The organism is Pseudomonas sp. BNK-30 (genome assembly GCF_047456185.1).
Taxonomy (GTDB): domain Bacteria; phylum Pseudomonadota; class Gammaproteobacteria; order Pseudomonadales; family Pseudomonadaceae; genus Aquipseudomonas; species Aquipseudomonas putida_E.
Genome location: NZ_CP179904.1, coordinates 766,025 through 793,023, shown reverse-complemented (window position 1 = coordinate 793,023; position 26,999 = coordinate 766,025). Strand labels below are relative to the sequence as shown.

17 protein-coding genes are annotated in these 26,999 nt (G+C 62.4%); 9 read left to right on the top strand and 8 right to left on the bottom strand.

All coding sequences use genetic code 11. The features are described 5' to 3' along the window. Window positions 1-5: 5 nt before the first annotated feature. Window positions 6-2,150 carry a DNA helicase RecQ gene (gene recQ, locus ACMGGN_RS03725; RefSeq protein ID WP_414156471.1) on the bottom strand — a complete coding sequence of 715 codons (2,145 nt, stop codon included), beginning with the start codon at window positions 2,148-2,150 and terminating at the stop codon, window positions 6-8. Window positions 2,151-2,395: 245 nt separating this feature from the next. On the opposite strand from recQ, the gene ACMGGN_RS03720 reads away from it, so the two are divergent. Beyond that, window positions 2,396-2,983, top strand: coding sequence for a YecA family protein (locus ACMGGN_RS03720; RefSeq protein ID WP_039602166.1), 588 nt, complete (start codon window positions 2,396-2,398; stop codon window positions 2,981-2,983). Then, window positions 2,955-3,356 (top strand): YbaN family protein, encoded by a 402-nt coding sequence (locus tag ACMGGN_RS03715; RefSeq protein WP_371928090.1) that lies wholly within the window; start codon window positions 2,955-2,957, stop codon window positions 3,354-3,356. The genes ACMGGN_RS03720 and ACMGGN_RS03715 overlap by 29 nt, the downstream gene beginning before the upstream one ends. Window positions 3,357-3,438: 82 nt before the next feature. On the opposite strand, the gene ACMGGN_RS03710 is transcribed toward ACMGGN_RS03715, so the two are convergent. Further along, on the bottom strand, window positions 3,439-11,013 hold the full coding sequence (locus ACMGGN_RS03710; RefSeq protein ID WP_414156470.1) for a retention module-containing protein: 7,575 nt from the start codon (window positions 11,011-11,013) through the stop codon (window positions 3,439-3,441). A gap of 469 nt (window positions 11,014-11,482) precedes the next feature. On the opposite strand from ACMGGN_RS03710, the gene ACMGGN_RS03705 reads away from it, so the two are divergent. From ACMGGN_RS03705 to ACMGGN_RS03695, 3 genes are all read left to right on the top strand, one after another. Then, window positions 11,483-12,856: a TolC family outer membrane protein gene (locus tag ACMGGN_RS03705; RefSeq protein WP_046788077.1), complete on the top strand. Its 1,374-nt coding sequence runs from the start codon at window positions 11,483-11,485 to the stop codon at window positions 12,854-12,856. 79 nt (window positions 12,857-12,935) lie between these two features. After that, window positions 12,936-15,071 carry a type I secretion system permease/ATPase gene (locus ACMGGN_RS03700; RefSeq protein ID WP_115274142.1) on the top strand — a complete coding sequence of 712 codons (2,136 nt, stop codon included), beginning with the start codon at window positions 12,936-12,938 and terminating at the stop codon, window positions 15,069-15,071. 9 nt (window positions 15,072-15,080) lie between these two features. Next, window positions 15,081-16,436 carry an HlyD family type I secretion periplasmic adaptor subunit gene (locus ACMGGN_RS03695; protein WP_046788075.1) on the top strand — a complete coding sequence of 452 codons (1,356 nt, stop codon included), beginning with the start codon at window positions 15,081-15,083 and terminating at the stop codon, window positions 16,434-16,436. Between the two features lie 94 nt (window positions 16,437-16,530). Here ACMGGN_RS03695 and ACMGGN_RS03690 read toward each other — a convergent pair whose 3' ends face one another. Continuing rightward, entirely contained in the window at window positions 16,531-17,442 is a 912-nt protein-coding gene (locus ACMGGN_RS03690) for an RHS repeat-associated core domain-containing protein (RefSeq protein ID WP_115274140.1), read from the bottom strand. Window positions 17,443-17,805: 363 nt separating this feature from the next. Here ACMGGN_RS03690 and ACMGGN_RS03685 point away from each other — a divergent pair, with 363 nt between their 5' ends. Beyond that, on the top strand, window positions 17,806-18,099 hold the full coding sequence (locus ACMGGN_RS03685; RefSeq protein ID WP_115274139.1) for a hypothetical protein: 294 nt from the start codon (window positions 17,806-17,808) through the stop codon (window positions 18,097-18,099). A 255-nt stretch (window positions 18,100-18,354) separates the two neighbouring features. Here the strand turns inward: ACMGGN_RS03685 and ACMGGN_RS03680 are convergent, their stop codons facing one another. The 3 genes from ACMGGN_RS03680 to ACMGGN_RS03670 all read right to left on the bottom strand — a co-directional run bounded on the left by ACMGGN_RS03680 (window position 18,355) and on the right by ACMGGN_RS03670 (window position 21,626). Further along, window positions 18,355-18,954 (bottom strand): tRNA-uridine aminocarboxypropyltransferase, encoded by a 600-nt coding sequence (locus ACMGGN_RS03680; RefSeq protein WP_115274137.1) that lies wholly within the window; start codon window positions 18,952-18,954, stop codon window positions 18,355-18,357. A gap of 75 nt (window positions 18,955-19,029) precedes the next feature. Further along, window positions 19,030-20,595, bottom strand: a complete 1,566-nt coding sequence (locus ACMGGN_RS03675; protein WP_237860771.1) for a methyl-accepting chemotaxis protein — start codon at window positions 20,593-20,595, stop codon at window positions 19,030-19,032. Window positions 20,596-20,732: 137 nt separating this feature from the next. Beyond that, window positions 20,733-21,626 carry a LysR family transcriptional regulator gene (locus ACMGGN_RS03670; protein ID WP_115274135.1) on the bottom strand — a complete coding sequence of 298 codons (894 nt, stop codon included), beginning with the start codon at window positions 21,624-21,626 and terminating at the stop codon, window positions 20,733-20,735. 224 nt (window positions 21,627-21,850) lie between these two features. On the opposite strand from ACMGGN_RS03670, the gene speB reads away from it, so the two are divergent. Further along, on the top strand, window positions 21,851-22,801 hold the full coding sequence (speB, locus tag ACMGGN_RS03665) for an agmatinase (RefSeq protein ID WP_012315641.1): 951 nt from the start codon (window positions 21,851-21,853) through the stop codon (window positions 22,799-22,801). A 133-nt stretch (window positions 22,802-22,934) separates the two neighbouring features. Beyond that, window positions 22,935-24,314 carry a sodium:solute symporter gene (locus tag ACMGGN_RS03660; protein WP_251961737.1) on the top strand — a complete coding sequence of 460 codons (1,380 nt, stop codon included), beginning with the start codon at window positions 22,935-22,937 and terminating at the stop codon, window positions 24,312-24,314. Window positions 24,315-24,461: 147 nt separating this feature from the next. Here the strand turns inward: ACMGGN_RS03660 and ACMGGN_RS03655 are convergent, their stop codons facing one another. After that, window positions 24,462-24,590, bottom strand: a complete 129-nt coding sequence (locus tag ACMGGN_RS03655; RefSeq protein ID WP_008090807.1) for a PA1414 family protein — start codon at window positions 24,588-24,590, stop codon at window positions 24,462-24,464. 124 nt (window positions 24,591-24,714) lie between these two features. After that, window positions 24,715-25,608, bottom strand: a complete 894-nt coding sequence (gene ptrR, locus ACMGGN_RS03650) for a putrescine utilization regulator PtrR (protein ID WP_115274133.1) — start codon at window positions 25,606-25,608, stop codon at window positions 24,715-24,717. A gap of 106 nt (window positions 25,609-25,714) precedes the next feature. On the opposite strand from ptrR, the gene ACMGGN_RS03645 reads away from it, so the two are divergent. After that, complete coding sequence (locus ACMGGN_RS03645; RefSeq protein WP_174142431.1) at window positions 25,715-26,884, top strand: MFS transporter; 1,170 nt, start codon at window positions 25,715-25,717, stop codon at window positions 26,882-26,884. The last annotated feature ends 115 nt before the right edge of the window (window positions 26,885-26,999 follow it).

Below are 26,999 nucleotides of genomic sequence, written 5' to 3'. Positions count from 1 at the left end.
CATCGTCAGAGCTCGAATTCCGACGCCAGCGCAGCACGCACGCAGTACAGCACACCCTCGGGTATGCGTGCGCCGAACAGCGGAGCAATGGCCGATACCGGTGGCAGCTCGCCTTCGCCATCGAGGAAGGCATCCTGCACCTCCATCAGCAAGTCTTCAGGCAGGTCCAGCGCCTGGTCCAAGCTCAGTTCCTGGCGCCCAATGGCCTCGGCCAGCAAGCTGTAGACGTTCTTTTCGCTGCAATTGAGCTGGCCGGCGATCTGTGCCGGGGTCATGCCGGCACGGGCAAGGCTGACCAGTTCGTGGCGCAGGTCGAGTACCACCTTGGGCGCCTCGGTGGTGCCACCGGCGTCATTGAGCACTTCGAGGAAGGCCTGGCCATAGCGCTCCAGCTTGCGCGCACCCACACCGCTGACCTGGGCCATGTCGCTGAGGCTGGCCGGCTGGCTGCGCAGCATCTCCAGCAGCGTGGAGTCCGGGAAGATGACATAAGGCGGCACGCTGTGCTCTTCGGCCAGTTTGCGGCGCAACGTGCGCAGCGCTTCCCACAGCTCGCGCTCTTCGGCGCGCACCAGCTGGCTGGCCGGGCTGCCGCCGCCGGAAGAAGTTTTCGCCACTGTCTGCGGCTTGAGGTCGCGATGCAACTGCAAGGTCACTTCGCCGCGCAGCAGCGGCCTGCAGCTGTCGGACAGGCGCAGGCCGCCGTAGCCTTCCAGGTCGATGTCGACCAGCCCGCGGGCCACCAACTGGCGGAACAGCGAACGCCATTCAACCTCGGCCATCGCCTTGCCAACACCGAACACCGAGAGTTTTTCGTGGCCGAAATTGCGCACTTTCTCGGTATCCTTGCCCAGCAGCACATCGATCAGGTGGCCGACACCATAACGCTGGCCGGTACGGAACACCGCCGACAGCGCCTGGCGCGCAGGCTCGGTGGCATCCCAGGTCTGGACCTGGTCGACGCAGTTGTCGCAGTGCCCGCAGGGCTGTTCGAGTACTTCATCGAAATAGGCCAGCAACGCCTGGCGGCGACAACGGGTTTCCTCGCACAGCGCCAGCATGGCGTCGAGCTTGTGTTGCTCGACGCGCTTGTGGCGCTCGTCCCCGTCGGAGTTCTGCAGCATCTGCTTGAGCATCACCATGTCCTGCAGGCCGTAGGCCATCCAGGCATCGGACGGCAGGCCATCCCGGCCGGCACGCCCCGTCTCCTGGTAATAGGCCTCGAGCGACTTGGGCAGGTCGAGGTGGGCGACGAAGCGCACGTTGGGCTTGTCGATGCCCATGCCGAAGGCGATGGTGGCGACCATGATCAGCCCTTCCTCGTTGAGGAAGCGGTGCTGGTTGGCCGAACGGGTTTCAGCAGCCAGGCCGGCGTGGTACGGCAACGCCGGGAAGCCTTGGTCGCACAGGTAGGCAGCGGTCTCATCGACCTTCTTGCGTGACAGGCAGTAGACGATGCCGGCGTTGCCGCGGCGCTCGCCGAGGAAGGCCATCAACTGCTTGCGCGGCGACTCCTTGGGCACGATGCGGTAGAAGATATTTGGCCGGTCGAAACTCGACAGGAAGCGTTCGGCGCCCTGCAGGTGCAGGCGCTGGACGATTTCCTCGCGGGTGCGCATGTCGGCGGTAGCGGTCAGGGCGATGCGCGGCACGTGCGGGAACAGTTCGGCCAGTTGGCCCAGTTGCAAGTATTCCGGGCGGAAATCGTGACCCCATTGCGAAACGCAGTGGGCCTCGTCGATGGCGAACAGGGAAACGTCCAGGCCGCGAAGGAAATCCAGCATCCGCGGCTGTACCAGGCGCTCAGGCGCCAGGTAAAGCATCTTCACTTCACCGCGACGCAGGCGCCCGGCGAGGTCACGCTGCTGTTCCGCACTGAGGGTGGAGTTCAGGGCAGCCGCCGCGACCCCGAGTTCATCGAGGGTGGCGACCTGGTCGTCCATCAGCGCGATCAGCGGCGACACCACCACGGTCAGGCCCGGGCGCAACAGCCCAGGTACCTGGAAACACAGCGACTTGCCGCCACCGGTGGGCATCAGCACCAGGGCATCGCCGCCATTGGCCACGCATTCGATGATTGCTGCCTGGCGCCCACGGAAACTGTCGTAGCCGAAGATATCCTTGAGAACGCGCTGAGCCTGTTCGAGCATGTGCAACTCCACAAATCGCCGTACCATCCTGGACACAGGCTGGACGAAAAACCCGCTCCGCACACGCCAAATGCGTAAGCGGCTTTTGCCAGAGGCCGGGGAAACCCGCCCCTTGGGTGAAAAACCGCGAAGTATACCCCAGTGCCAGGCTGTGCAGGATGCCCGGTGACAGACGTTCCCTTTGCCCCGCCATCGCCGCAAGGTGCTAGAATTCACTATCGTTTATTCCCCAAGGTAGCCCTGTAATGTCCTTCGCCGAGCAACTGACCCGCCTGCAAGCCTTCCTCGACGCCGATGAGCTGCACGAAGAAGCGCTGGACTACGTCGCCGCCCACGGCTACCTGACCGCGCTGTCGATCTGCTCGGAAGACGTCCCCGAACGTGAATGGATCGACGCGCTGTTCGCCGAAGAGCCCCATTACGCCAGCGATGCCCAGCGCACCGAGATCGAAGCTACCTTGGTGGCACTGAAGGGCCATATCGCCCGTCAGCTGGCCAGCGACGAAGAATTCGACCTGCCGTGCGAGCTGGACCTGACCGACGAGCCGGACGACTCCGACCTGCGCGGCTGGTGCATCGGCTTCATGGAAGGCGTTTTCCTGCGTGAAGAGGCCTGGTTCGAGAACGCCGAAGAAGAAGTCAGCGAGATGCTGCTGCCGATCATGGTCGGTTCGGGCCTGTTCGACGAACAACCAGAATTCGCCGACATCGCCAGCAACGCCAACCTGCAGGACGACATGATCGTGCAGATCCCAGAGGCGCTGAGCGCGTTGTTCCTGCTGCTGCACGCACCTGACGAGAAGCCTGCGCTGCTCAAACCGCGCCACCACTGAGTCGGCTGTGCGCTACCTGCTGCTGGCCATCGGCTGGTTCAGCGTCGCGCTGGGGGTGCTGGGGATCTTCCTGCCGGTGTTGCCCACCACCCCTTTCCTGCTGCTGGCGGCGGCCTGCTTCGCCCGCAGCTCGCCACGCTTTCATCACTGGCTGGTCAACCACCCCACGCTAGGGCCGTGGATCCGCGACTACCTGAGCGGTGAAGGTATCCCCTTGAAGGGCAAGGTATACGCCATCGGCCTGATGTGGGCGAGCATCGGCCTGTCCTGCTACCTGGTGCCCCTGTTCTGGGCACGGGCCTTCATGCTGACCAGTGCGGTGCTTGTGAGCCTGTACATTCTCAAGCAGAAGACATTGCACCGGCCAGGCTGAACAGCGCAGCCAGCTCTGGCGCTATCGCCGGCAATCCGGAGATAGCGCCACAAGCTTCAAGCAAACTTGCAGGCCGCGCAGCTCACACCGTGTCCACCTTCAACGAATGATCATCGATCATCCCGTTGATGATGGTCGCCGTATCCGGCCCCGCCGATATCACCCCGCCCGCCCCCGCCGTCACGCCGTAGTGCTGCGCAAGGTCAACGCCGGCCAGGTCGATCGTCTGCGTCGGCGCCGCCCCCGCCACGCTGCTGACTTCAATGGTCGAGACCACTGTCGCCCCGGCGCCACTGACCTTGAAGTGCAGGTATTCATCCAGGGACGCCGCCGTGGCGTGTTCCCCCGTCAGCAGCTGCGACAGGTCGAGCTTGTCGCTGCCTGGGGTGAAATCGTTGAGCGTGTCATGGCCGCTGTCGTTCTTCTGCCAGACGAAAGTGTCGCTGCCATTGCCACCGATCAAAATGTCATTGCCGCCACCCCCTTTGAGCACATCATTGCCTGCACCGCCGTTGAACACGTTGTCGGCACTGTTGCCGATCAAGGTATCGTCATAGTCCGAGCCGACCAGGTTGTAAATGCCATTGAAGGACTCAACCCCCGCACCTCCAGTGTCCTGCGCCCCTTCAAGGCTGAGGTCGACGGTGACCGCGCCCTCGGCTTGAGCATAGTCAGCCGTAGCGCTCGCCCCCTGGGCAGCGGCGGCATGCGCTTCAAGCGACGCAATGTCGATAACTCCAGCAGTGAAGTGCTCACTGCCTGCGCCCATGAGCGGGGCCGCGTCCTGCACATTGGCGTAGTCGAGGACCATGTTCAGTTTGTAGCCTTCGCCGCCTTTGGCTGCACCCAACGGGTCGCTGAGGTGAATGCTGTACACCCCGTCATGGCTGGCCGTGAAGCTGTCTCCCGAGGCGATGGACTGATAGCTGCCACCGGCATCCTTCCACTGCATTGCCAGGTCGCCGCCATCGGGCGTGTGATTCAGCTGCAAGGCTTCACCTTTGCGCAGGGTGACATTGATCACTTCTTCGGCATTGCCTTGGGCGTTGACCATGCCGGACGCGCCCAGATAGCCGAGCACCACCAGCGCCGCGGTCATGCTGCTGGCATCGAGCGTGAACGCGCTGCGATCGACAACCCGTTGCTCCTGCCCCCTGGCGTACCCGGCGCCACATTCGGCTATCGAATTGTCGTGCACGTTGATCGTGATGGTCGCGGTGCTTTCGTCACCGTCAGCATCACGAATGGTGTAGACGAAGGTGTCGGTAGCATCCCGCGGTGCCACGACGCTCGGGTCGGAGTGGTAAATCGCATTCCCCCTGGCGTCCAGTATGAGGTAGCCATACTGGCCAACCACCTGGCTGCCGAGCTGACCGATAGCCGAGGTGCAGGTGTCATCGCCAGCGCGCACGCCCACCACGTAGCCGCAATCGCCCGGCACGTCAGCGCCGATCACATCGTTGGACAGGACATTGCCACGCACCTCCTCGCCTTTGCTGACACTTACAAAATCGCAATGGGCCTGCGGCACGTCATCCACGATGGTGATGGTGACGCTGCTGGTGGTCCAGTTACCTTGCGTATCCTCCACCCTGTAAGTGAATGACTCCCCGACGGTATTGGCACCATCGTTGGCATGGGTCGGCGAATTCGCTGGTGAAGTCAGGGTGTAGGTGTAGGAGCCGTCTGCGTTCAGGTGGATCTGACCGTACTCGCCTATGCCATTGCCTATCAGGCTGTAGGTCAATGCTCCGACGCCGCCACCGACTTGTCCGACCAGGCTGCCGACAGCCGTTTCGGCAGTCGAGCAAGGCTCACTGCCGTTGACATTTCCGGCCGCCAGGTCCTGGCCATCCTTGGTCAGGTCAAGCGCTTTTTCGTAAACCGTGACCCCACCGTCGCCACAGGGCTGAAGCGACTGGTCATGCACGTTGATGGTCACGGTAGCGGTACTTTCGTCGCCGTCGGCATCGCGAATGGTGTAAACAAAGGTGTCGAGCGCATCCCGCGGCGCTACGGCATTGGGGTTGGAGTGATACTCGGCGTTGCCCTGGGCATCGAGGGTCAGGTAGCCGTACTGCCCATACACATGGCTGTCGAGCTGACCGTTGGCAGCGGTGGAGGTGTCATGCCCGGCGCGCACGCCAATCACATAGGCGCCGTCATTCGAGGTATCGGCACCCACCACATCGTTGTACATCACGTTGCCGCGCACGATGTCGCCCTTGCCCACGCTGATGAAGTCGCAATGGGCTTGCGGGACGTCATCGACGATGGTGATGCTGACGCTGCTGGTGGTCCAGTTGCCCACCGTGTCCTGCACCCGGTAGGTGAAGGATTCGGTGACGGTATTGGCGCCGTCGTTGGCATGGGTCGGCGAGTTCGCCGGCGAGGTCAGGGTGTAGGTGTATGAACCGTCAGCATTGAGGAGCAATTGGCCGTATTGGCCAACGGCATCGCCGACCAAGGTGTAGGTCAACGCCCCCACGCCTCCTGCAACCTGGCCGACCAGGCTGCCGGAAGCGGTCTCGCGGGTCGACTCTGGGTCGCTGCCGGTGGCGGTTCCAACAGCCAGGTCGTGACCATCGCGGTGCAGGTCCAGCGCGTTTTCGAACACCGTGACGCCCCCGTCACCACATGGCTGCAGTGAAGGGTTGTGCACGTTGATGGTGATTGTCGTGGTGCTCTCGTCGCCGTCGGCATCACGAACGGTGTAGACGAAAGTATCCAGCGCATCACGCGGCGCGACGGCATCGGGGTTGGAGTGGTACTCGGCATTGCCCTGGGCATCGATGATCAGATAGCCGTACTGGCCATGCACCTGACTGTCGAGCTGGCCGAGCGCAGAGCTAGAGGTATCGTTGCCAGCGCGCACGCCTACCACGTACTTGCCATCGCTCAAGGTGTCGGCACCGACCACATCGTTGTACATGACATTGCCGCTGACCACATCACCTTTGGCGACACTGACGAAATCGGCGTTGGCCGTCGGTACATCGTCGACGATGCTGATGACGATCGTGCTGGTGGTCGAATTACCCTGAGAATCCTGCACCTGGTAGGTGAAGGTTTCAGTCACGGTATTGGCGCCGTCGTTGGCATGGGTCGGCGAATTCGCCGGTGAGGTCAGGGTGTAGGTGTAAGAGCCATCAGCGTTCAGCAGGATCTGACCGTACTGGCCGACAGCATTGCCGACCAAGGTGTAGGTCAGTGCGCCGACCCCGCCACTGGTCGAGCCGGCCAGGGTGCCAGAGGCCGTTTCCTGGTGCGATGCTGGGTCGCTGCCAATCACGGTGCCGGCGGCCAGGTCGCCACCGTCCTTTTGCAGGTCCAGGGCTTTCTCGTGAACCGTGATGTCACGATCTTCGCAAGCCATCAACGAATTGTGCACGTTGATGGTGATGGTCGTGGTGCTTTCGTCGCCATCGGCGTCGCGAATGGTATAGACGAAGGTGTCCACGGCATCCCGTGGTGAGGTGACGTTCGGGTTGGAGTGATACTCGGCGTTGCCCTCGGCATCGATGGTCAGGTAGCCGTACTGGCCGTTGACCTGGGTGTTGAGCTGGCCGATAGCAGACGTGGAGGTATCGCTGCCCGCGCGCACACCGACCACATATTGGCCGTCGCCGCGGACGTCAGCGCCCACCACGTCGTTGTACATCACGTTGCCATACACCACATCGCCCTTGGCCACGCTGACGAAATCGCTGCTGGCTGTCGGCACGTCGTCGACGATGGTTATGACGATGGTGCTGGTGGTCGAATTGCCCAGCGAGTCCTGCACCTGGTAGGTGAAGGTTTCAGTCACGGTATTGGCGCCGTCGTTGGCATGGGTCGGGGAGTTCGCTGGCGAGGTCAGCGTATAGGTGTAGGAGCCATCAGCATTGAGCTGAATCTGGCCGTATTGGCCTACGGCATTTCCGACCAGTGCGTATGTGAGCGCACCTACCCCGCCGCTGGCTGAGCCGACCAATGTGCCGGATGTGGTTTCCTGGCTCGAAGCTGAGTCGCTCCCCGTGACATTGCCGGCGGCCAGGTCGTTACCGTCCTTTTGCAGGTCCAGGGCTTTCTCGTGAACCGTGATGTCACGATCTTCGCAAGCCATCAACGAATTGTGCACGTTGATGGTGATGGTCGTGGTGCTTTCGTCGCCATCGGCGTCGCGAATGGTATAGACGAAGGTATCGACGGCATCCCGTGGTGAGGTGACGTTCGGGTTGGAGTGATACTCGGCGTTGCCCTGGGCATCGATGGTCAGGTAGCCGTACTGGCCGTTGACCTGGGTGTTGAGCTGGCCGATAGCCGACGTGGAGGTATCGCTGCCCGCGCGCACACCGACCACATATTGGCCGTCGCCGCGGACGTCAGCGCCCACCACGTCGTTGTACATCACATTGCCATACACCACACCGCCTTTAGCCACGGCGGCCTGATCGTCATCAGCCTGAGGTAGATCGTCGACGATATTCACATCCAGGCTGCCAGTCGCAGTGCTGCCATCGACATCCTTGCCGATCACCTGGAACACTTCGCTGATGCTGCCCTCCCCGCCGGGGTGGTTTTCGTTGTCCACCAAGGTGTAGCTGTAACTCACCACACCCGTCGTCGGGTCATAGCCGGTCACGGTCAGGGTGTTGCCTTCAGGCGTGACGATCGATTGCGGGAAGCCCGCCGCCACGCCACCACTGACCACGCTGATGCCACCCACGCTCAGGCTCTGCAAGCCGTCTGGGGCGGTGATCTTGAAGGTGCCCTGTTGGGTCAGTGCGCTGGCATCGGGTGCGCTGCCGTCCTGCAGGTTGCTTTCAGATACCGTCAGTTCGCCGCCCTGCACGCCGAGCCCATCCAGCGTCACCGGGTCGTTCAGGTTGGTCACGTTCAGCGTCAGGATCGCGCTGCTGGTGTCGCCGTCGGCGTCCTTGATGGTGTAGGTGAAACTCTCCACGCCCTGGCCACCGCCGCCCAGGCTCTTGAAGTCCGGGTCGCTGGTGTTCAGCGTGTAGGTGTAGGAACCGTCTGCGGCCAGTACCAAAGTGCCGTAAGTACCGGTGAAGGTACCGGCGATTACCGGGCCACCGGGCACGCGGTCGGCGCCCTGCACGTCATTGCCCAGTACATTCCCGGTCAGTTCGGTTTGCTGTTCGGTGGCGGCTACCGCATTGCTGTCATCCACGGCTTGGGGCGCATCGTCACGGAGGGTCACATCCAGGCTGCCGGTCGCAGTGCTGCCATCGACATCCGTGGCGACCACCTGGAACACTTCGCTGATGCTGCCCTCGCCGCCGGGGTGGTTTTCGTTGTCCACCAAGGTGTAGCTGTAACTCACCACACCCGTCGTCGGGTCATAGCCGGTCACGGTCAGCGTGTTGCCTTCAGGCGTGACGATCGACTGCGGGAAGCCAGCCGCCACACCACCACTGACCACACTGATGCCACCCACGCTCAGGCTCTGCAAACCGTCTGGGGCGGTAATCTTGAAGGTGCCCTGCTGGGTCAGGGCGCCGGCATCGGGTGCACTGCCGTCCTGCAGGTTGCTTTCAGATACCGTCAGCTCGCCGCCCTGCACGCCGAGCCCATCCAGCGTCACCGGGTCGTTCAGGTTGGTCACGTTCAGCGTCAGGGTCGCGCTGCTGGTGTCGCCGTCGGCGTCCTTGATGGTGTAGGTGAAACTCTCCACGCCCTGGCCACCGCCGCCCAGGCTTTTGAAGTCCGGATCGCTGGTGTTCAGCGTGTAGGTGTAGGAACCGTCTGCGGCCAGGACCAAGGTGCCGTAAGTACCGGTGAAGGTCCCGGCGATTACCGGGCCACCGGGCACGCGGTCGGCGCCCTGCACGTCATTGCCCAGTACATTCCCGGTCAGTTCGGTTTGCTGTTCGGTGGCAGCAACTGCATTGCTGTCATCCACAGCTTGGGGCACATCGTCACGGAGGGTCACATCCAGGCTGCCGGTCGCAGTGCTGCCATCGACATCCGTGGCGACCACCTGGAACACTTCGCTGATGCTGCCCTCCCCGCCAGGGTGGTTTTCGTTGTCCACCAAGGTGTAGCTGTAACTCACCACACCCGTCGTCGGGTCATAGCCGGTCACGGTCAGGGTGTTGCCTTCAGGCGTGACGATCGATTGCGGGAAGCCCGCCGCCACGCCACCACTGACCACGCTGATGCCACCCACGCTCAGGCTCTGCAAGCCGTCTGGGGCGGTAATCTTGAAGGTGCCCTGTTGGGTCAGGGCGCCGGCATCGGGTGCACTGCCGTCCTGCAGGTTGCTTTCAGATACCGTCAGTTCGCCGCCCTGCACGCCGAGCCCATCCAGCGTCACCGGGTCGTTCAGGTTGGTCACGTTCAGCGTCAGGGTCGCGCTGCTGGTGTCGCCGTCGGCGTCCTTGATGGTGTAGGTGAAACTCTCCACGCCCTGGCCGCCGCCGCCCAGGCTCTTGAAGTCCGGGTCGTTGGCGTTCAGCGTGTAGGTGTAGGAACCGTCTGCGGCCAGGACCAAAGTGCCGTAAGTACCGGTGAAGGTCCCGGCGATTACCGGGCCACCGGGCACGCGGTCGGCGCCCTGCACGTCATTGCCCAGTACATTCCCGGTCAGTTCGGTTTGCTGTTCGGTGGCGGCTAGCGCATTGCTGTCATCCACGGCTTGGGGCGCATCGTCACGGACGATCACATCCAGCGACCCTTGGGCAACATCGCCGTCGCTGTCGCTGACCAGTACCGGCAATTGTTCGCCCTGTGAGTTGTTGCCCGCGCCCTCAACGTGCTGCTCGGCACCGGTCAGGGTGTAGCTGTAGCTCACCACGCCCGTGGCAGGGTTGTACCCGGTAATGGTCAGGGTGTTGCCCAGGCCCGTGGTGATCGATTGGCCAACACCGGTCACCACACCAGCGGTCACCACGTTGATGCCACCCACACTGAGGTTGTACACGCCGTCTGGCGCCAGCACGGTAAAACTGCCTTGCTGGGTCAGGGTTGCTGGGTTGCTGGCCGACCCCAGGGGCAGATTGGCCTCATCCAAAATCAGCTCACCGGGGCTCACATTCAACCCGGAGAGCTCTACCGGACGGTCTTCGTCGACCGGCGGGATGGGTGGATTGGGCGGCAGGCCACCATCGCCACCGTTGCCAGCCCCCAAGGAGTCGCGCCCACTGCCGTCCAGGCCACCCACATAGCGGTTCGCCAATTCAGGAATGCCATTGAAACCAGCCGTGGGAAAACCAACCACAGGATCAACCCGATCCGCCACTTCGGTAAGCAACACAAAACTGTGGCCACCGCCCAGTGCGCCTGGCGCGCCGTTGCCGCCATTTCCAGCGGCAGGGGCTTCGGTGTTGACGCTAGGGTCATCGCCGGCGGCAATCGCCCGCTGAATGCGCTCGACATCGCTCAGCTGCGCCTCGCTCGGCGCAACGTCCTGAGCCTGTACAGGGGCGGCCTGGTTAGCCAGGAGCTTTTCGGTCATGGCCAGGCTGCTGTCGCGGCCGAGTGTCAGCTCGGCGCCATTATGCAAGCGCACAGCCACGGCACCTGCGGCACCCGTTTGCAACTGCTCGCCCGCGTACAGGCGATCGCCCTCGATCAGAGGGCGTCGGCTGCCATCGCCGCCAACGGCAAATACTTGCCCCACCACCTTGCTGACCACACCGACTGACTTAGCCATGAGCGCACGCCTCCCTAACCTATTGGCTACACAGCCAACAACATGGCAGATGGAGGTCAACGGCTTCGCGCCCGCATGTCTCAACCGTGAGAATCGTGCGCGAAGGTCACTGATTTGGCGATAGTCATAATGTAAATTTGCCACCACCGGATGCCAAATTTTTGTCGCCAAATTCCGCTTTTACCTACCTACCCCACGTCCTTAGCCATAAAAAATCTGGAACTCATTGCGATGCAGGAAACTCGCAGGCTACAGCGGCTTCCGAAATCACTTGAATGAAACAATGTCTTGGTTTCGATAGACCGCATAAGTTTTTTTTCGCATATCACTTATGAAAAAATCTTCTTAGCTCGCGCGCTAAATGTTCTTAGCTCTGTTGTTACAAACATGAAACGGTTTGAACGATAAAAATCGTCATTTTTTTGGCGAGAAGAAGCAGGGCCATTTTGAGATCAGGGAGAAGTACCCCATGCGCAGGTTCAACCCCATCACCAGTGCAATTCTGTTGGCCATGGCGTGCGCCAACGTTCAGGCGATGTCGCTCACCGAGGCTGTCCAGAGCGCCGTGGACTACCACCCGGAAATAAGCTCCAACCGCAACAGCAGGTTGTCAGCCGACGAGGACGTGAAATTTGCCCGTGGTGGGTACTATCCAACCGTGGACCTGGTAGCCGGGTACGGCAGACAGCGCTCGGACAACATCAATACCCGCGGCCTGAACGCTGACGGTACCCGCAACCACAACAAAGAAACCCTGAACTACACCCAGTCGGAGTTGCGCCTTCGGCAAATGATCTTCGATGGTTTCAACACAGCCAACGAAGTGGGCCGTACCGAGGCGGTGGCCACCTCCCGCGCCTACTACACTCAGGCCGTCGCACAAGATGTCGCCCTGCGCGCCATCGAGGTGTACCTGGAAGTGCTGAAGCGCCGAGAGTTGGTGACCCTGGCAAAGAACAACCTGCAGGCGCACCTGCGCGTCAGCGATCAGATAGGCCTGCGTAGCGAGCGGGGCGTAGGCAGCACCGCCGACCTTGACCAATCCCGCGCACGCCGGGCTCTGGCGGAAAACAACCTGGACACCGCCGAGGTCGACCTGGCCGATGCCGAGGCCAACTTCTACAGCGTGGTCGGCCGCCTGCCGGATGAGCTGGAAGGCCCGCAATCGGTCAAGGTGGAAATGCCTGGCACTCTGGACGAGGCGCGCGAAGGCATGCGCCAGAACAACCCCTACTTGAAATCTGCCCAGGCCGACGTCAATGCCGCCGAGCAGCAATACGAAGTGGCCAAATCGCCTTTCTACCCACGGCTGGACGCGGTGCTGGCCACCGGCGCCAACAACAACCTCGGTGGCGAAAAAGGCCACAGCAACAACGACTGGCAGGCCGGCGTCGAACTCAGCTACAACCTGTTCCGCGGCGGCAGCGACAAGGCCCGCCTGCAGTCCGACGCGCACAAGATCAACCAGGCACTGGACATCCGCAACAACGCGCTGCGCGAGCTGACCGAAAACCTCAGCCTGGCCTGGAACGCCATGAACAACGCCCGTAAACAGACCCCTACCGCCCGCGAGTACGCAGAAACGACGCAACGTGTGCGCGCCGCCTATCAGGACCAGTTCGGCCTGGGCCAACGCACCCTGCTCGATGTGCTGGACAGCGAGAATGAGCTGTACAACGCCAACCGCCGTTACACCGAGGTGCGTTACACCGAGGAGTACTCGATGTATCGCGTGCTGGCGACCATGGGTGAGCTGTTGAGCAAACAGCGTATTTCACTGCCGCCGGAGGCCATCGCCAACAACGACGTACGCACCGAGGCCAGGTTGCCCGACATGCGTTGAGCCAGCCCCACGCAACTGGCACTCAGCACCGCGCCTCATCCCCCTTACACCGTGGCGGGAGTAGTTCATCGTGACCAGTATGCAAAGCGCACAACCGCGCCCCGATGTCGATGACCCCCTGCTCGATGGCCTGCTGATTCTGTGCCGCCTGCACGGTCGGCCGGCCAGCCGCGCCAGCCTGAGCAGTGGGCTGCCACTGCTCCAGCAACGCCTGGGTGCGGATTTGCTGCCACGCGCTGCGGCGCGTGCCGGTTTGCAAGGCCGTGTGCTGCAGCGTGAGCTGGCGGCCATTTCGCCGCTCAACCTGCCGGTGCTGCTGTTGCTCAACGACGGCCGCAGCGCCGTGCTGCAGCGCTGGGGCGAAGATGGCCGGGCGCTGATCCTGCCCTGCGAGGCTGAGGGCGGCGAACAATGGGTAGAGCGCGAGGCGCTGGAACAGGCCTACGCAGGTCACGCTTTGTTCGCACGACCCCGTCATACCCTGGAGGAAGTCCGCTCACCGCTGCTGCCGCGGGTGGAGGCCTGGTTCCGCGATACCTTGCGCCATTCCCGCTGGCTGTACGGCGATGCCCTGCTGGCCAGCCTGCTGATCAACCTGCTGGGCCTGATGGTGCCGCTGTTCGTGATGCAGACCTACGATCGCGTGGTACCCAACCAGGCACTTTCGACCTTATGGGTGCTGGTCGCTGGCCTGTTCATCGGCACCGCCTTCGAGCTGGTGCTGCGCATGGTCCGCGCCCACCTGCTGGACCAGGCCGGCAAGAAGACCGACCTGATCCTCTCCGCCGCCCTGTTCGAACGCATCACCGGCATGGCCATGAAAGCCAAACCTGCCAGCATCGGCGGCTTCGCCCAGAGCATCCATGACTTCCAGGGCCTGCGCGAATTCCTCACCGCAGTCACCCTGACCAGCATCATCGACCTGCCCTTCGTCGCCCTCATGCTACTGGTGATCGGCCTGCTGGGCGGCTGGCTGGTACTGATCCCACTGATCGCCTTCCCGCTGGCGGTGGGCTTTGCCCTGTTCATTCAGGCACGCCTGCGCGACACCGTGCAAAAAAGCCTCAGCCTCGGTGCGGTACGCCAGGCACTGCTGATCGAAACCCTCGGCGGCCTGGAAACCCTCAAGGCCTGCGGTGCCGAGAGCGAGCGCCAGTACCAGTGGGAACACACCAATGGCGCCATGGCCCGCCTCGACGCCCACGCCCGCAACCTGTCGTCGCTGGCCAGCAACGGCACGCTGTTCATCCAGCAGTTCTGCGGCATGGCCACCATCGTCGCCGGGGTGTACAGCATCATCGCTGGCAACCTCAGTGTCGGCGCCCTGGTCGCCAGCTACATGCTCGGTAGCCGGGTGCTGGCACCGCTCGGCCAGATTGCAGGGCTGATCACCCGCTATCAGCAAGCGCAACTGACGATGCGCAGCACCGATGCCCTGATGGCCCTGCCGCAAGAACGCCAGGCCGAACAGCAAGCCCTGGAGCACACCGCGCTCAAGGGCGGCCTGACCCTCAGCCATGTCAGCTTCCGCTACCCGGCACAGACCAGCCCGGCACTGCAGGATGTGAACGTGGCCATAAAGCCGGGTGAGCGGATTGGCATCATCGGCCGCAGCGGCTCGGGCAAAAGCACCCTGGGCCGCCTGCTGATGGGCTTCCATCACCCGGAAGAAGGCCAGGTATTGCTGGACAACCTCGACCTGCGCCAACTGGACATCGCCGACCTGCGCAGCCAGCTTGGCTACGTCGCCCATGACCTGCCGCTGCTGGCCGGCAGCCTGCGTGACAACCTGACCCTCGGTGCCCGCCACGTAAGCGATGCGCGCATGCTCGAAGTGGCCGAACTGACCGGCGTCAGCGAGCTGGCCCGCCAGCACCCGCAGGGTTTCGACCGCCCGGTGGGCGAACGTGGCCAATTGCTTTCCGGCGGGCAGCGCCAGGCCGTGCTGCTGGCCCGCGCGCTGTTGCTGGAGCCACCCATCCTGATCCTCGACGAACCTACCAGCCACATGGACAACAGCAGCGAAGAGCAACTGCGCCAGCGACTGCTGAACTGGGTGCCCGGCAAGACCCTGCTGCTGGTCACCCACCGCACCTCGATGCTTAGCCTGGTGGACCGGCTGCTGGTACTGGACAACGGCAAGATCGTCGCCGACGGGCCAAAGGATGCGGTTATCGATGCCCTGCGCAAGGGCCGCATCGGCGCAGCTCTCTAGGAGGTTTCCATGCCCATCGGCCACAGCGTGCGCAGTTCCCACAGCAGCGCCGACAAGCGCACCGAACACGACTACATGCCAGAGCTGGCCAGCGCCACCCTGCAAGATTCCCCGCGCCTGTCACGCCTGACCGTGTGGCTGGCAGCGGCGCTACTGCTCGCGGCCTTGACCTGGGCGAGCCTGGCAGTGCTCGACGAGGTAACCGTCGGCGAAGGCAAGGCGATCCCTTCGAGCAAGGTGCAGGTGGTGCAGAACCTGGAGGGCGGCATCGTCACTGAGATTTTCGTGCGCGAAGGCCAGATGGTGGACAAAGGCGCCACCCTGCTGCGCCTGGACGACACGCGGTTCAAGTCCAACAAAGGTGAAAGCGAGGCTGACCGCTATGCCTTGACCGCCCAGGTCGAGCGCCTTTCCGCCGAAGCCGAAGGGCGGCCCTTGGTGCTGTCCGAGGAGGTCCGCGCCAAGGCGCCGCAAGTGGCCGAGGACGAACTGTCGTTGTACGACTCGCGCCAGCGCCGCCTGGCCAGTGAAAAGCAGACCCTCAACGAGCAGTTGCGACAAAAGACCCAGGAATTGGCCGAGTTCCGTTCCAAGGTCGAACAGTACCGTTCGGCGGTAGGCCTGCTGCAGCAGGAACTAAACATGTCCGCGCCGCTGGTGAGCAAGGGTGCCATTTCACCGGTGGAAATCCTGCGGCTCAAGCAACGCACGGTCGAAGCTCGCGGCCAGCTCAACGCCACCAGCCTGGCCATCCCCCGCGCCGAGGCCGCCGTGGCCGAGATCAGGAGCAAGATCCAGGAATCGGACGCCAGCTTCCGCTCCGAGGCCGCCAAGGAGCTCAACGACAAACGCACGGAGCTATCGAAGATCACCGCCACCAGCATCGCCATCGACGACCGGGTCAACCGCACTACCGTGGTTTCGCCGGTGCATGGCATCGTCAAGATGCTCAAAGTCAACACAATTGGCGGGGTGGTGCAGCCAGGCAGCGACCTGGTGGAGATCGTGCCGATCGAGGACAACCTGCTGATCGAAGCCAAGGTGCGGCCACAGGACGTGGCATTCCTGCACCCGGGGCAGCCGGCGATGGTGAAGTTCAGTGCGTATGACTACACCATTTATGGCGGCATGAAGGCCAAGCTTGAGTTGATCGGTGCCGATACCGTGACCGATGACAAGGGCAATGCGTTTTACCTGATTCAGGTGCGCACCGAGAAGAACCACTTGGGCGGCGATAACAAGCCGCTGCTGATCATCCCCGGGATGGTGGCCACGGTGGATATCATCACCGGGCAGAAGAGTGTGCTGGATTATCTGCTCAAGCCGGTGCTCAAAGCACGGACCGAGGCGTTGCGGGAGCGGTGAAAGGCAGGCCGTTACCGGCCCGCACACAAAAAAAGAACTGATAGGCCCCGGCGCATCGCGATGCTGCGTTTGTTTCGGCGCCTTGCGCAAACGCTCACACAATGTTGAGTCGGACGTGCTCCATCGCTTGAGCTGGAGTCATGGGCGCAAGCGGCACCTCTCTATTCATCAGCTTTTGTGCGGCCAAACCAGCAAAGATGCGTGCCCGCTCGGTCAGCGCGAACTGGTTTGCCATGGCAACCTGTTGCGGCCCGGCGTGAGTTCTGGACAAATGAAGGCTCACTGCATTCGACGCGTCGCGTGATACACGCCCTAGTTGCATCAGACCCTTGTTCCCCACGTGCCCCAGCAACAGGTCAGTAGCAGGACTATTTTGTTTCAGAATGACCAGTAAAGGCGCCATACGAGGTGGCGTAGACGAGATTTCATTAACAAAACTGACCGAGGCCGGTGGATTTGAGCTCATTGCCGGGAGCGTGATGGCAGGGTTTTCTACGTCAGAGTTTTGTACGTCAATGGCTACCGACTTGCCCGGTATAAGTTTTTTGACCCATCTGAACATTCGGCCGGTAGGATCATCTCGATTGACCGGGTCCCCCTGCACGTAGGCGTATGCGTTCAAACCGCCCGCCGCAAAGGGACTCAATCGGTCCGCAGAAAAGAACCTCATCAGCGCGGTACTGTAGACCCTGTAACCATTCCCCAACAAATAGGCATGCTTCAACATACAAGACAGCTGGCCGTTGAATCCCAGTACGGTACTTTCAGTCAGCAATGCATCGTACCCATACGCTGTATAGCTGTGACGCTCTTTGCACAGCGGGTCCAGAATCAATAAAGGTGACCCCATGCCATCGGTGCCGATCAAGCGCGCGTTGGCGACACCGGTGGAACTCCCACTCACCTGCCCCACAACGAAACCCTGCCCCCGCATCAGGGAGTAGACGTGCTTGCCGGCCTTAACCGTAAAGGCTACACCCTGATTCTGATACCAGATTCTGATCATGATGGTTGCTCGGATGCCAAGTAAGAATGCCTCCCAGCATCACCGAACCCGATCGCCGCGCAAACTAGCAAAATTATCAGTTAAATTCCGAGTGCCGGTGTCAGCCCTCACCATGATTTCTCTGGAACGCCTCAGTCCCCATCGCCCTGACCTGCCTCTCGATCAACACCTCGAACGGACGCAACCGCGCCACCGTAATTTCGCCGGTAGGCGCATCTTCAAGCGGCTCAAGGCCAAGCTTGCAGGCGACGAAGGCCGGTACAGCCAACGACTGTTGCCACGTCAACCCGGCATTTTTGCCAGTAGCGATATGTAACGAGAGCCACCATGCTGAACGCTCAATCACCTGAAGGAGTAGGTCACATGCGTATTATCGCCGCAGTAGGTATCGCAACAGTGCTGGCAATGGGTAATGCATTTGCAGCAGATTGCCCGAAAGTTACAAGCATCACTCAATCTGCCGATGAACAAGACGGTATGGAAGGCATCGCTTACAGCGTAAAAAATAACGACGGTCAATGGGCTGGCTTCACCCCTAACGCGTCGGAGTCGGATCTCAGCGCATTTGAACTGAAGAACAAGAAAGATACAAAAACGTCGGTGATTTGCCGCTACGAGAGTGGGGATGAAGGCATCAGCCTGGCCTTGAAAAAGTAGACGGCCATTTTAAATGCCTAGTGTCCCGGACGCTTGATTCGTTTATCCACTCGATTTGTCTCACCAATGGTTCTTCGGCTTAGCGATTAACGAACCACCCCATTCGGGACACTGCTGTACGCAGATCGGCGAACCGGGAACTTGGAACCCGGCAGACCCGAAGTCCTCCCACGCACAGCCGCAATGGCACGAAGCTGCGGGCACACACAAAGCGCCTGCAATCGTGAGGAGAGAACGGCACTGACAGTGCAGGTGTCAGCCTTCACCGTGATTTCTTTGGAACGTCTCAGGCCCCATTGCCCTGATCTGCCCCTCGATCAACACTTCGAACGGGCGCAGCAACTCATCGAAACAGGCCGGCTGCTCCAGCACATTCAATGCCTGCACCACCGCCTCTATGGTCGACACCGCTCCCGGCTCCGGCGCCTTGCGCACGCGGTAGCGCGAGGGCGCCACCTGCGCCAGCGTCACCCTGGGCAACGCTTCGAGCAGCGGATTGAGGTACAAAAGCTTGCGAGCCTTGCGCCAGGTGCCATCAGGGACAATCAGCATGAGCGGCCTGTCGTCTGTATCGCCGTAGGCTGCAAGCACTTGGGCCTGCTCACCTGGGAACAACAGCACCGGCCGATACTCAGGTGCATCCAGCAAATCACCCAGGTCTTCAAACACCTCGCCGACGCGCAACTCGGCATTGACCAGGCCAAGGGCAGCCAGGCGTGCGGTATTCAGGGCGTGCGAGGTTTCACTCGGGTGCTGCAGCAGGACCACGCGGGTGCGGCTGTCGAGCGAGGGGATCAGTGGGCAAAGGCAGTGGTCGAGCGGGCGCAGGCAACGCTCGCAGCGGGGTCTGGACATCGGTTTCTCCTTACCGGGCGCAGTGTGCCACAGCCCTGAGGAAAAGCCCCACATCCTTGTGGGAGAGGCGATAAATCAGCGGTTGAAGCGCTCTGCCAGGCTGTGCAGATACTCGGCCATTCGCTCCAGGTCCTGGCTGATTTCAGCCCCCTGCTTGGCCTGCCCTGCCGTCTGGTCACACAGCTGGGCGATGCGCACGATCTGCTGGTTGATGTCTTCGGCCACGTGGCTCTGCTGCTCCGACGCCGTCGCCATCTGCTGGCTCATGCCGGTGATGCGGCTGACCGCCTGGGCAATCCCGGCCAGCGCCGACTGCACCGCCTCGACACTGTGCACGCTATCCCGCGAGATCTGCTCACCGCGGCTGGCAGTGCTTACCGCCCGCTCGGCGCCCGTGCGCAGGGAGGCAATGATCTGGTGGATTTCCTCGGTCGAGGTGCGCGTGCGCTGCGCCAGCGAGCGCACCTCATCGGCCACCACGGCAAAGCCCCTGCCCTGCTCACCCGCCCGCGCCGCCTCGATCGCGGCATTGAGCGCCAGCAAATTGGTCTGTTCGGCAATCGAGGTGATGGTGTCGACCACGCTGCCGATCGACTGGGTCTGCTCAGCCAGGGCATTGACCGCCTGGCCGATGTCGCTGACCGCCTCACTCATGCTGCCCATCGCCTTGAGGCTCTGCCGGGCCAGTTCGCTGCCCTGCTGCGCCAACTGATCGGCATCGCCCGCAGCATGCGCGGTGCTTTGCACGTTATGCGTCACTTCCTGAATGGTCGCCGCCATCTGCGCAATGGCGGTGGCCGACTGATCGGTCTCACTGCGCTGGCGATCGAGCATCTGCGCCTGGGCATCGGACAGGTCGGCTGACTGGGCTGCCCGCGACTTCACGCCGACGCCGGCGTCCACCAGGCGTGTCAGGGCGGTTTGCAGCCTCGCTTCCTCGCTGATGATCGCCAGGTCGAGCTGGCCGTGCAGGCCCGGGTTGTCACTGTACGTCAGCGCTACCAGCGGGCTGGTGAAGGCTTTGGGATGTTCGGCCAGTGTGCGGCGGATCGCCTGGTTATGCCGTTGTTCAATCAGGTACCAGGCCAACAGCATACTGGCCATCAGCACGCCCAGCGCTGCATAGGGCGGTAACCAGAGGTAGCCGGCGGCCGACAACAGGCCTGCGCCGATCAGCGGCCAGCCATCGCCAACGCCACGCCCCAGCCGCGCGGCCCAGGCTACAGCCGGGCGACCGGCGCGCAGACGCGCATACAGCCGTTCTGCGCGGCGGATCTGCTCACGGCTGGGCACCGAACGCACCGACTCGTAGCCGCTGATGCGGCCGTTTTCATAAATGGCGGTGACATAAGCACTCACCCAGTAGAAATCACCGTTCTTGGCGCGATTCTTCACCACGCCCATCCAGGGTTTGCCTTGTTTGATGGTGTCCCACATATGCCCGAAAACCGCCGGTGGCATGTCGGGGTGACGCACCAGGTTGTGGGTCTGGCCCACCAGCTCGTCGTAGGTGAACCCGCTGATGGTCACGAACGCGTCGTTGCAGTAAGTGATGCGGCTGTTCAGGTCGGTGGTAGAGATCAGCCGCTGGTCGCTGGAAAACGTTCTTTCATGCTCAGTGACGGGCAAATTCATGCGCATCTGGGCGGTCCTTGCTTGTATAGATGAAGGGGAAAATCATCAAAGCAAGTAGAGGTTTAGCAGAACGCCATCAGCCTAGTAGTCAGGTTTGTAGGAAATTTATTCATGCCGACGGAATGACCAAAACGTCCTGTTCATCAGCCAACATTGAGCTGGCTTTTGAGCAGGTCACGGAAGGTCTGAATCAAGGGTTCACGGCTGCGACCGCGGCGGACGATCAGCGAAAATGGCGCCTGATAGCCGAAAGTGGCCGGAGATAATACGCGCAGGTCGCCCTTGTCGACCCAAGCCTGGGCATAGTGCTCGGGCAGGTAGCCGATATAGGCACCTGACAGGATCAGAATGAGCTGCGCCTCCATGCTTTCGACGGTCGCCGCGCTGTGTTTGAAGCCATGCCGGGCCAACTCCGCCTGGCTCCAGTAACCGCGCCCGACCATGCGCTGCTGGGTCACCACCGGTTCGGGGATACGCCGCTCGGCGAACAACGGGTGGCGGCTGCTGCAGTACAACCAATGCTGCTCGCGGTACAGCGGCTGGTAAACCAGGCCACTCATGCGCGAGGAGAACGCCCCGATAGCCAGGTCCAGGCGGTTGTCCTGCACGCCAAGCTGCAGCTCATAGGGGCTGGATACCGAAAGGTGCAGGTGCACCGCCGGGTGCTCCTGGCTGTAGGCTCCGATCGCTTCAGCCAACGGCAGCGCGCGGTCGCCCACGGTTGAGTCGATTACCCCGAGGTTGAGCGTACCGCGCAGCTCACCCTTGAGCGCTGCGGCGTATTGCTCGAAGCCATCGAGCTCCGCCAGCAGGCGCAAGGTCTCCTGATGGAACAGCTCGCCCTTGCTGGTCAGGCTGAAACCGCCACGCCCGCGGTGGCACAGCACGATGCCCAAGGCGCCTTCGAGCTGGCTCATGTAGGTACTGATGGCCGAGGTCGACAGGTTGAGATCGCGCTGGGCATTGGCGAAGCCTTGGTGGCGCACCACGCTGACAAAGATGCGCAGCAGTTTCAGGTCGGGCAAGGTCGAGGCCATGGTGCAACGGTTCCGCTGTGTCATTTGCGCGCAGTCTAACCGCTGCGATGGCGTTTAGTTCAGAAATTCCTGAAGTAAGTATTTGCCGGTAGCGATTTTTCCCACGCACTACCTTGAGCAGACTTGGCCGAAATGTCCCTGCCCGCCGGCATAACCACATTTCAAGGCGCGCGGCGGCACAGGTTCGAACAAACAAAACAATCGACCGACTGATGAGGCCCACCGTGGACAAAGTTCTCCATCAACCACTGGGCGGCAACGAAATGCCGCGTTTCGGCGGCATCGCCACCATGCTCCGTCTCCCCCACCTGCAAAGCGCCGAAGGCCTGGACGCCGCGTTCATCGGCGTGCCGCTGGACATCGGCACCTCGCTGCGCTCCGGCACCCGCTTCGGCCCACGGCAGATCCGCGCCGAATCGGTGATGATCCGCCCGTACAACATGGCCACTGGTGCCGCCCCGTTCGACTCGCTGTCGGTGGCCGACATCGGTGACGTGGCGATCAACACCTTCAACCTGCTCGACGCCGTGCGCATCATCGAAGAAGCCTACGACGAGATTGTCGAGCACAATGTCATCCCGATGACGCTGGGTGGCGACCACACCATCACCCTGCCGATCCTGCGCGCCCTGCACAAGAAGCACGGCAAGATCGGCCTGGTGCACATCGACGCCCACGCCGACGTCAACGATCACATGTTCGGTGAGAAAATCGCCCACGGCACCACCTTCCGCCGCGCGGTGGAAGAGGGCCTGCTCGATTGCGACCGCGTGGTCCAGATCGGCCTGCGCGCCCAGGGCTACACCGCCGACGACTTCAACTGGAGCCGCCGCCAGGGCTTTCGCGTAGTACAGGCCGAAGAGTGCTGGCACAAGTCGCTGGAACCGCTGATGGCCGAAGTGCGCGAAAAAGTCGGCGGCGGCCCGGTGTACCTGTCGTTCGATATCGACGGTATCGACCCGGCCTGGGCCCCGGGCACCGGCACCCCGGAAATCGGCGGCTTGACCACCATCCAGGCGATGGAGATCATTCGCGGCTGCCACGGCCTGGACCTGATCGGCTGTGACCTTGTCGAAGTCTCCCCGCCTTACGACACCACCGGCAACACCTCGCTGCTCGGTGCCAACCTGCTGTTCGAAATGCTCTGCGTGCTGCCCGGCGTCGTGCGCCGCTGAAACTTGCTGCACCCCGGCAGGAGCCATGAGGGAGGGCCACAGAGGCCCGCCAACACAAGACAAGACCGCCAGGCGCCGTGAACCCGCCTGAGCGGTCGATCTCGCCATAATAAAGATAATCGGGAGACCCCCAATGGCCTTGGACATCATTGTTGTAATGATCTATACCGCCGGCATGCTCGGGCTGGGCTGGTATGGCATGCGGCGCGCAAAAACCCACGAAGACTACCTGGTGGCAGGGCGCAACCTGGGCCCGACCTTGTACATGGGCACCATGGCCACAACCGTGCTCGGCGGCGCCTCCACCGTCGGCACCGTACGCCTTGGCTATGTGCATGGCATCTCCGGTTTCTGGCTGTGCGCAGCCCTGGGCCTGGGCATCATCGCCCTCAACCTGTTCCTCGCCAAACCGCTGCTGCGCCTGAAGATCTTCACCGTGACCCAGGTACTGGAACGTCGCTACAACCCCATGGCGCGCCAGGCCAGTGCGGCAATCATGCTGGCCTATGCGCTGATGATCGGCGTCACCTCGACCCTGGCCATGGCGACTGTCCTGCAGGTGTTGCTGGACTTGCCGTTCTGGATGTCGCTGCTGCTCGGCGGCGGCGTGGTGGTGGTCTATTCGACCATCGGCGGCATGTGGTCGTTGACCCTGACCGATATCGTCCAGTTCGTGATCAAGACCGTGGGCCTGATGTTCATCCTGCTGCCGGTGTGCCTGTACAACGCCGGTGGCTGGGACACCCTGGTAGCCAAGCTGCCGGCGGCCAGCTTCGCCTGGACCACCATCGGCTGGGACACCATCATCACCTACTTCCTGATCTACTTCTTCGGCATCCTGATCGGTCAGGACATCTGGCAGCGGGTGTTCACCGCCCGTGACGAGAAGGTCTGCCAACGCGCCGGCACGACTGCAGGCCTGTACTGCGTGCTATATGGCCTGGCCTGCGCCCTGATCGGCATGGCCGCGCATGTGCTGATGCCGGACCTTGCCAACCCGAACAACGCGTTCGCCGAGATGATCAAGAGCCAGTTGCCTGATGGTATCCGTGGCCTGCTGATGGCCGCTGCCCTGGCAGCGATGATGTCGACCGCCAGCGCCGGCCTGCTGGCCGCCTCGACCACCATTACCGAAGACCTGCTGCCAAAACTGCGTGGCGGCAAGCAGTCGAGCCTGGGTGTCAGCCGCCTGTTCACCCTGCTCACCGGCTTGGTGGTGTTGGGCATCGCCCTGGCGGTGAACGATGTGATAAGCGCACTGACGCTGGCCTACAACCTGCTGGTCGGCGGCATGCTGATCCCGCTGATCGGGGCTATCTTCTGGAAACGTGCAACCACTGCAGGGGCCATCGCCAGCATGTCGCTGGGCTTTGCCACGGCGCTGTTGTTCATGTTCAAGGACGGGCTGGACGCCAATACGCCGATCTACTACAGCCTGGCGGTTGGCCTGGTGAGCTTCGTGCTGGTCAGCCTGCTGTCGCGTAAACCGGTGGGAGCGATGAAGCTGGCTTGAGGGTGAGATCGAGCGTCGCCCAGGCAGCGCTCGATCCCAAAGGTGCCGGCGCAACCCAGGCATGCGCTCGACCGCATGCACAACGCCCCGAAAACAACCAACAAAAAAGCCACGGCATCATCTCTGATATCGCGGCTTTTGTTGGTTTCAACGACGACGCGGCTGGCGCCTGCGCTGCTCTTCATCAGTCGGGATAGGCACCGGCTGCAAGGGTGGTGGTATCAGCCCCAGGGCGACAGCCAAGTCGTGGAGCCAGTTGAACATTTGGTTTTTCATAGTGCCCCCTTGACGGGTCAGCCTCTCGGTCAATCAATCCTGCGATGTTTCATACAGATCATAGCCCGATGTCCTGTATTACGCATGCCCTTGTACTTACAGATAGGGGCAAGTTTGACGCGGATCAAGCGGAAACGGTGGATTCCGACGGCTGGTTAATCGTTTCGCTTTGTTGCAAATCGACCCACGCCTGCAAATTCGCCCCTCGCATCCCCTGCCGCCACATCAGCCAGGTCACCGCCTGATCGAACGGCGCCTGCAGGCGATGGACCCGCACGCGGTCACGCCCCGGCAGGCTGTCGAGCATCGATTGCGCCATCAGCGCCACGCCCGCGCCGGCTATCACACAGGCCAGCATGCTCTGGTAAGACTCGATCTCCATTACCCGCCCCATGGGCGTATGTGCATGGGCATACCACGCCTCCAGGCGCATCCGGTAGGAACAGCCCTGGCGGAAGGTGAACACCGCCTTGCCCGCCACATCCCTGGCGCTGTGCACTGTTGGGTGTTCAGGGCTGGTGATCAGTACCAGTTCTTCTTCGCACAAGGGCACGCCATCGAGCCCCGCCAGGCTCGGAGGCCCGTCCACCAGTGCGGCGTCCAGGCGGTGGCTGAGCAACCCCTCGAGCAACTCGCCACTGGGGGCAGCCTGCACCTGCAAGTTAACGGCCGGATAGGCCTGATGGTAGCGCGCCAACAGCGCGGGCAGGTGAATGGCCGCCGTGCTGTACATGGTGCCCAGGACGAAGTCGCCGGCCGGCTGCCCGCCCTGTACCGCCGCCATGGCTTCGTCACGCAGCGCCGCCAGGCGGTTGGCGTAATCCAGCAGCACCTTGCCAGCGGGGGACAACTGCAGGCGCTGGCGTTCACGCAAGAAAAGCTCCACGCCCAGTTGCTCTTCAAGCTGGCGCAAGCGCGTGGACAGGTTCGACGGCACCCGGTGCAGGCGCTCGGCGGCGCGTGTGATGGAACCTTCCTCTGCGACCGCCTGGAAGATACGCAGCTGGCTGAACTCCATGACATTCTCCAAAACAGAACAACTTGATCATCATTATTCAATTTTATTGAAAACAAAAGCGCCCTAACCTGCCATCCATCGTTTACACCCGCGCAGGAGTGTCCTCATGTCGCCGTTCGTACAACTGCTGGCCAGCGCCGTAGCCCTGATGATGGCCATGGGCATCGGCCGCTTCGCTCTCACCCCACAACTGCCGCAACTGATCGCCGAAGGCCAGTTCGACCTGACCGCCGCCGGCCTGGTCGCGGCGGCCAACTACCTGGGTTATTTCATTGGCGCGGCAGACGCCATGTTCGCCCGCACCCCCGCCCAGGTCAGGCTGCGCCTGCATGGCGGCCTGTGGCTTTGCGCAGTGCTGACCCTGGCGTCCTGGGCTGCGGACGGGTTCTGGAGCCACCTGCTGCTGCGCTTCGGCACGGGTGTTGCCAGTGCCTGGGTGCTGGTGATGATCACCAGCCTCAGCCAGCAACTGGCCAACGCCAACAACCGTCCGCGCCTGGGCGCCCTGGTGTTCGCCGGGCCCGGCCTGGGCATCGCCGTCACCGGCCTGCTGGCATTGCTCGCTCACTTGCTCGGTATGAGCTCGGCAGCGTTATGGCTGGTGTATGCCGTTGCCGCGCTGGTCATGCTGCTGGCGGTGTACCCTTGGCTGCCTCGCGCTCTGGAACCCGCCGTGGTACCGAGCACGGTGCAGCAAGGGGCGACGCGCAGCGTTGGCATTGGCCGCCTTGGCCTGGTGTATGCCTTGTATGGCGTGGGTTACATCCTGCCGGCCACGTTCCTCTCGCAAATGGCCAACCAACAGTTCCAGGGCAACTGGATGGCCGATCTGTTCTGGCCAGCGTTTGGTGTGGCGGCGGCGATGGGCGTGGTGCTGGTGAGTGTGCGACGCGCCGGCCGCACTTCGGCCTGGCTGAGCGCGACCTTGTGGCTGCAAGGCCTTGGCGTGCTGGCCTGCCTGATGGGCGGTGGCCTTGGCCTCGCCTTGGGCGTAGTGCTCTGCGGTACGCCGTTCCTGGCATGCATGCAGTTGGTGATGCAACGCTCGCGGGAGCTGGCGCCGCATGCGACGCAGCGCAATGCCGGGCTGTTGACTGCGTGCTTTGCGCTGGGGCAATTGAGCGGGCCGTTGCTGGCGGCGTTGAGCAACCATTACAGCGGGAGCTTGCAGCCGGCGCTGGTAATGGCGGCGGCTGGGTTGGGGCTGGCGGGGGTATTGGTTCTTACCGGCACACGCAACAACCAGAACTGCCAAATTGCAGGGCGGGTTGCGTGATGGATCAAGCTTGATCAATACCGGCCCTGTCGCCGGCAAGCCGGCTCCCAAAGATGCCCCACTGCCCTCAGGTTTAGTGGGGTACCTGTGGGCCGGCTTGCCGGCGATAGGGCCA

What these genes read in the sequence shown, in the direction of transcription:
- ACMGGN_RS03690 (WP_115274140.1), bottom strand. Translation starts at nt 17,442, where the DNA reads ATGATCAGAATCTGGTATCAGAATCAGGGTGTAGCCTTTACGGTTAAG.
- ACMGGN_RS03720 (WP_039602166.1), top strand. Translation starts at nt 2,396, where the DNA reads ATGTCCTTCGCCGAGCAACTGACCCGCCTGCAAGCCTTCCTCGACGCC.
- ACMGGN_RS03680 (WP_115274137.1), bottom strand. Translation starts at nt 18,954, where the DNA reads ATGTCCAGACCCCGCTGCGAGCGTTGCCTGCGCCCGCTCGACCACTGC.
- ptrR (WP_115274133.1), bottom strand. Translation starts at nt 25,608, where the DNA reads ATGGAGTTCAGCCAGCTGCGTATCTTCCAGGCGGTCGCAGAGGAAGGT.
- ACMGGN_RS03675 (WP_237860771.1), bottom strand. Translation starts at nt 20,595, where the DNA reads ATGCGCATGAATTTGCCCGTCACTGAGCATGAAAGAACGTTTTCCAGC.
- ACMGGN_RS03700 (WP_115274142.1), top strand. Translation starts at nt 12,936, where the DNA reads ATGCAAAGCGCACAACCGCGCCCCGATGTCGATGACCCCCTGCTCGAT.
- recQ (WP_414156471.1), bottom strand. Translation starts at nt 2,150, where the DNA reads ATGCTCGAACAGGCTCAGCGCGTTCTCAAGGATATCTTCGGCTACGAC.
- ACMGGN_RS03655 (WP_008090807.1), bottom strand. Translation starts at nt 24,590, where the DNA reads ATGAAAAACCAAATGTTCAACTGGCTCCACGACTTGGCTGTCGCCCTG.
- ACMGGN_RS03705 (WP_046788077.1), top strand. Translation starts at nt 11,483, where the DNA reads ATGCGCAGGTTCAACCCCATCACCAGTGCAATTCTGTTGGCCATGGCG.
- ACMGGN_RS03695 (WP_046788075.1), top strand. Translation starts at nt 15,081, where the DNA reads ATGCCCATCGGCCACAGCGTGCGCAGTTCCCACAGCAGCGCCGACAAG.
- ACMGGN_RS03660 (WP_251961737.1), top strand. Translation starts at nt 22,935, where the DNA reads ATGGCCTTGGACATCATTGTTGTAATGATCTATACCGCCGGCATGCTC.
- ACMGGN_RS03645 (WP_174142431.1), top strand. Translation starts at nt 25,715, where the DNA reads ATGTCGCCGTTCGTACAACTGCTGGCCAGCGCCGTAGCCCTGATGATG.
- ACMGGN_RS03670 (WP_115274135.1), bottom strand. Translation starts at nt 21,626, where the DNA reads ATGGCCTCGACCTTGCCCGACCTGAAACTGCTGCGCATCTTTGTCAGC.
- ACMGGN_RS03685 (WP_115274139.1), top strand. Translation starts at nt 17,806, where the DNA reads ATGCGTATTATCGCCGCAGTAGGTATCGCAACAGTGCTGGCAATGGGT.
- ACMGGN_RS03710 (WP_414156470.1), bottom strand. Translation starts at nt 11,013, where the DNA reads ATGGCTAAGTCAGTCGGTGTGGTCAGCAAGGTGGTGGGGCAAGTATTT.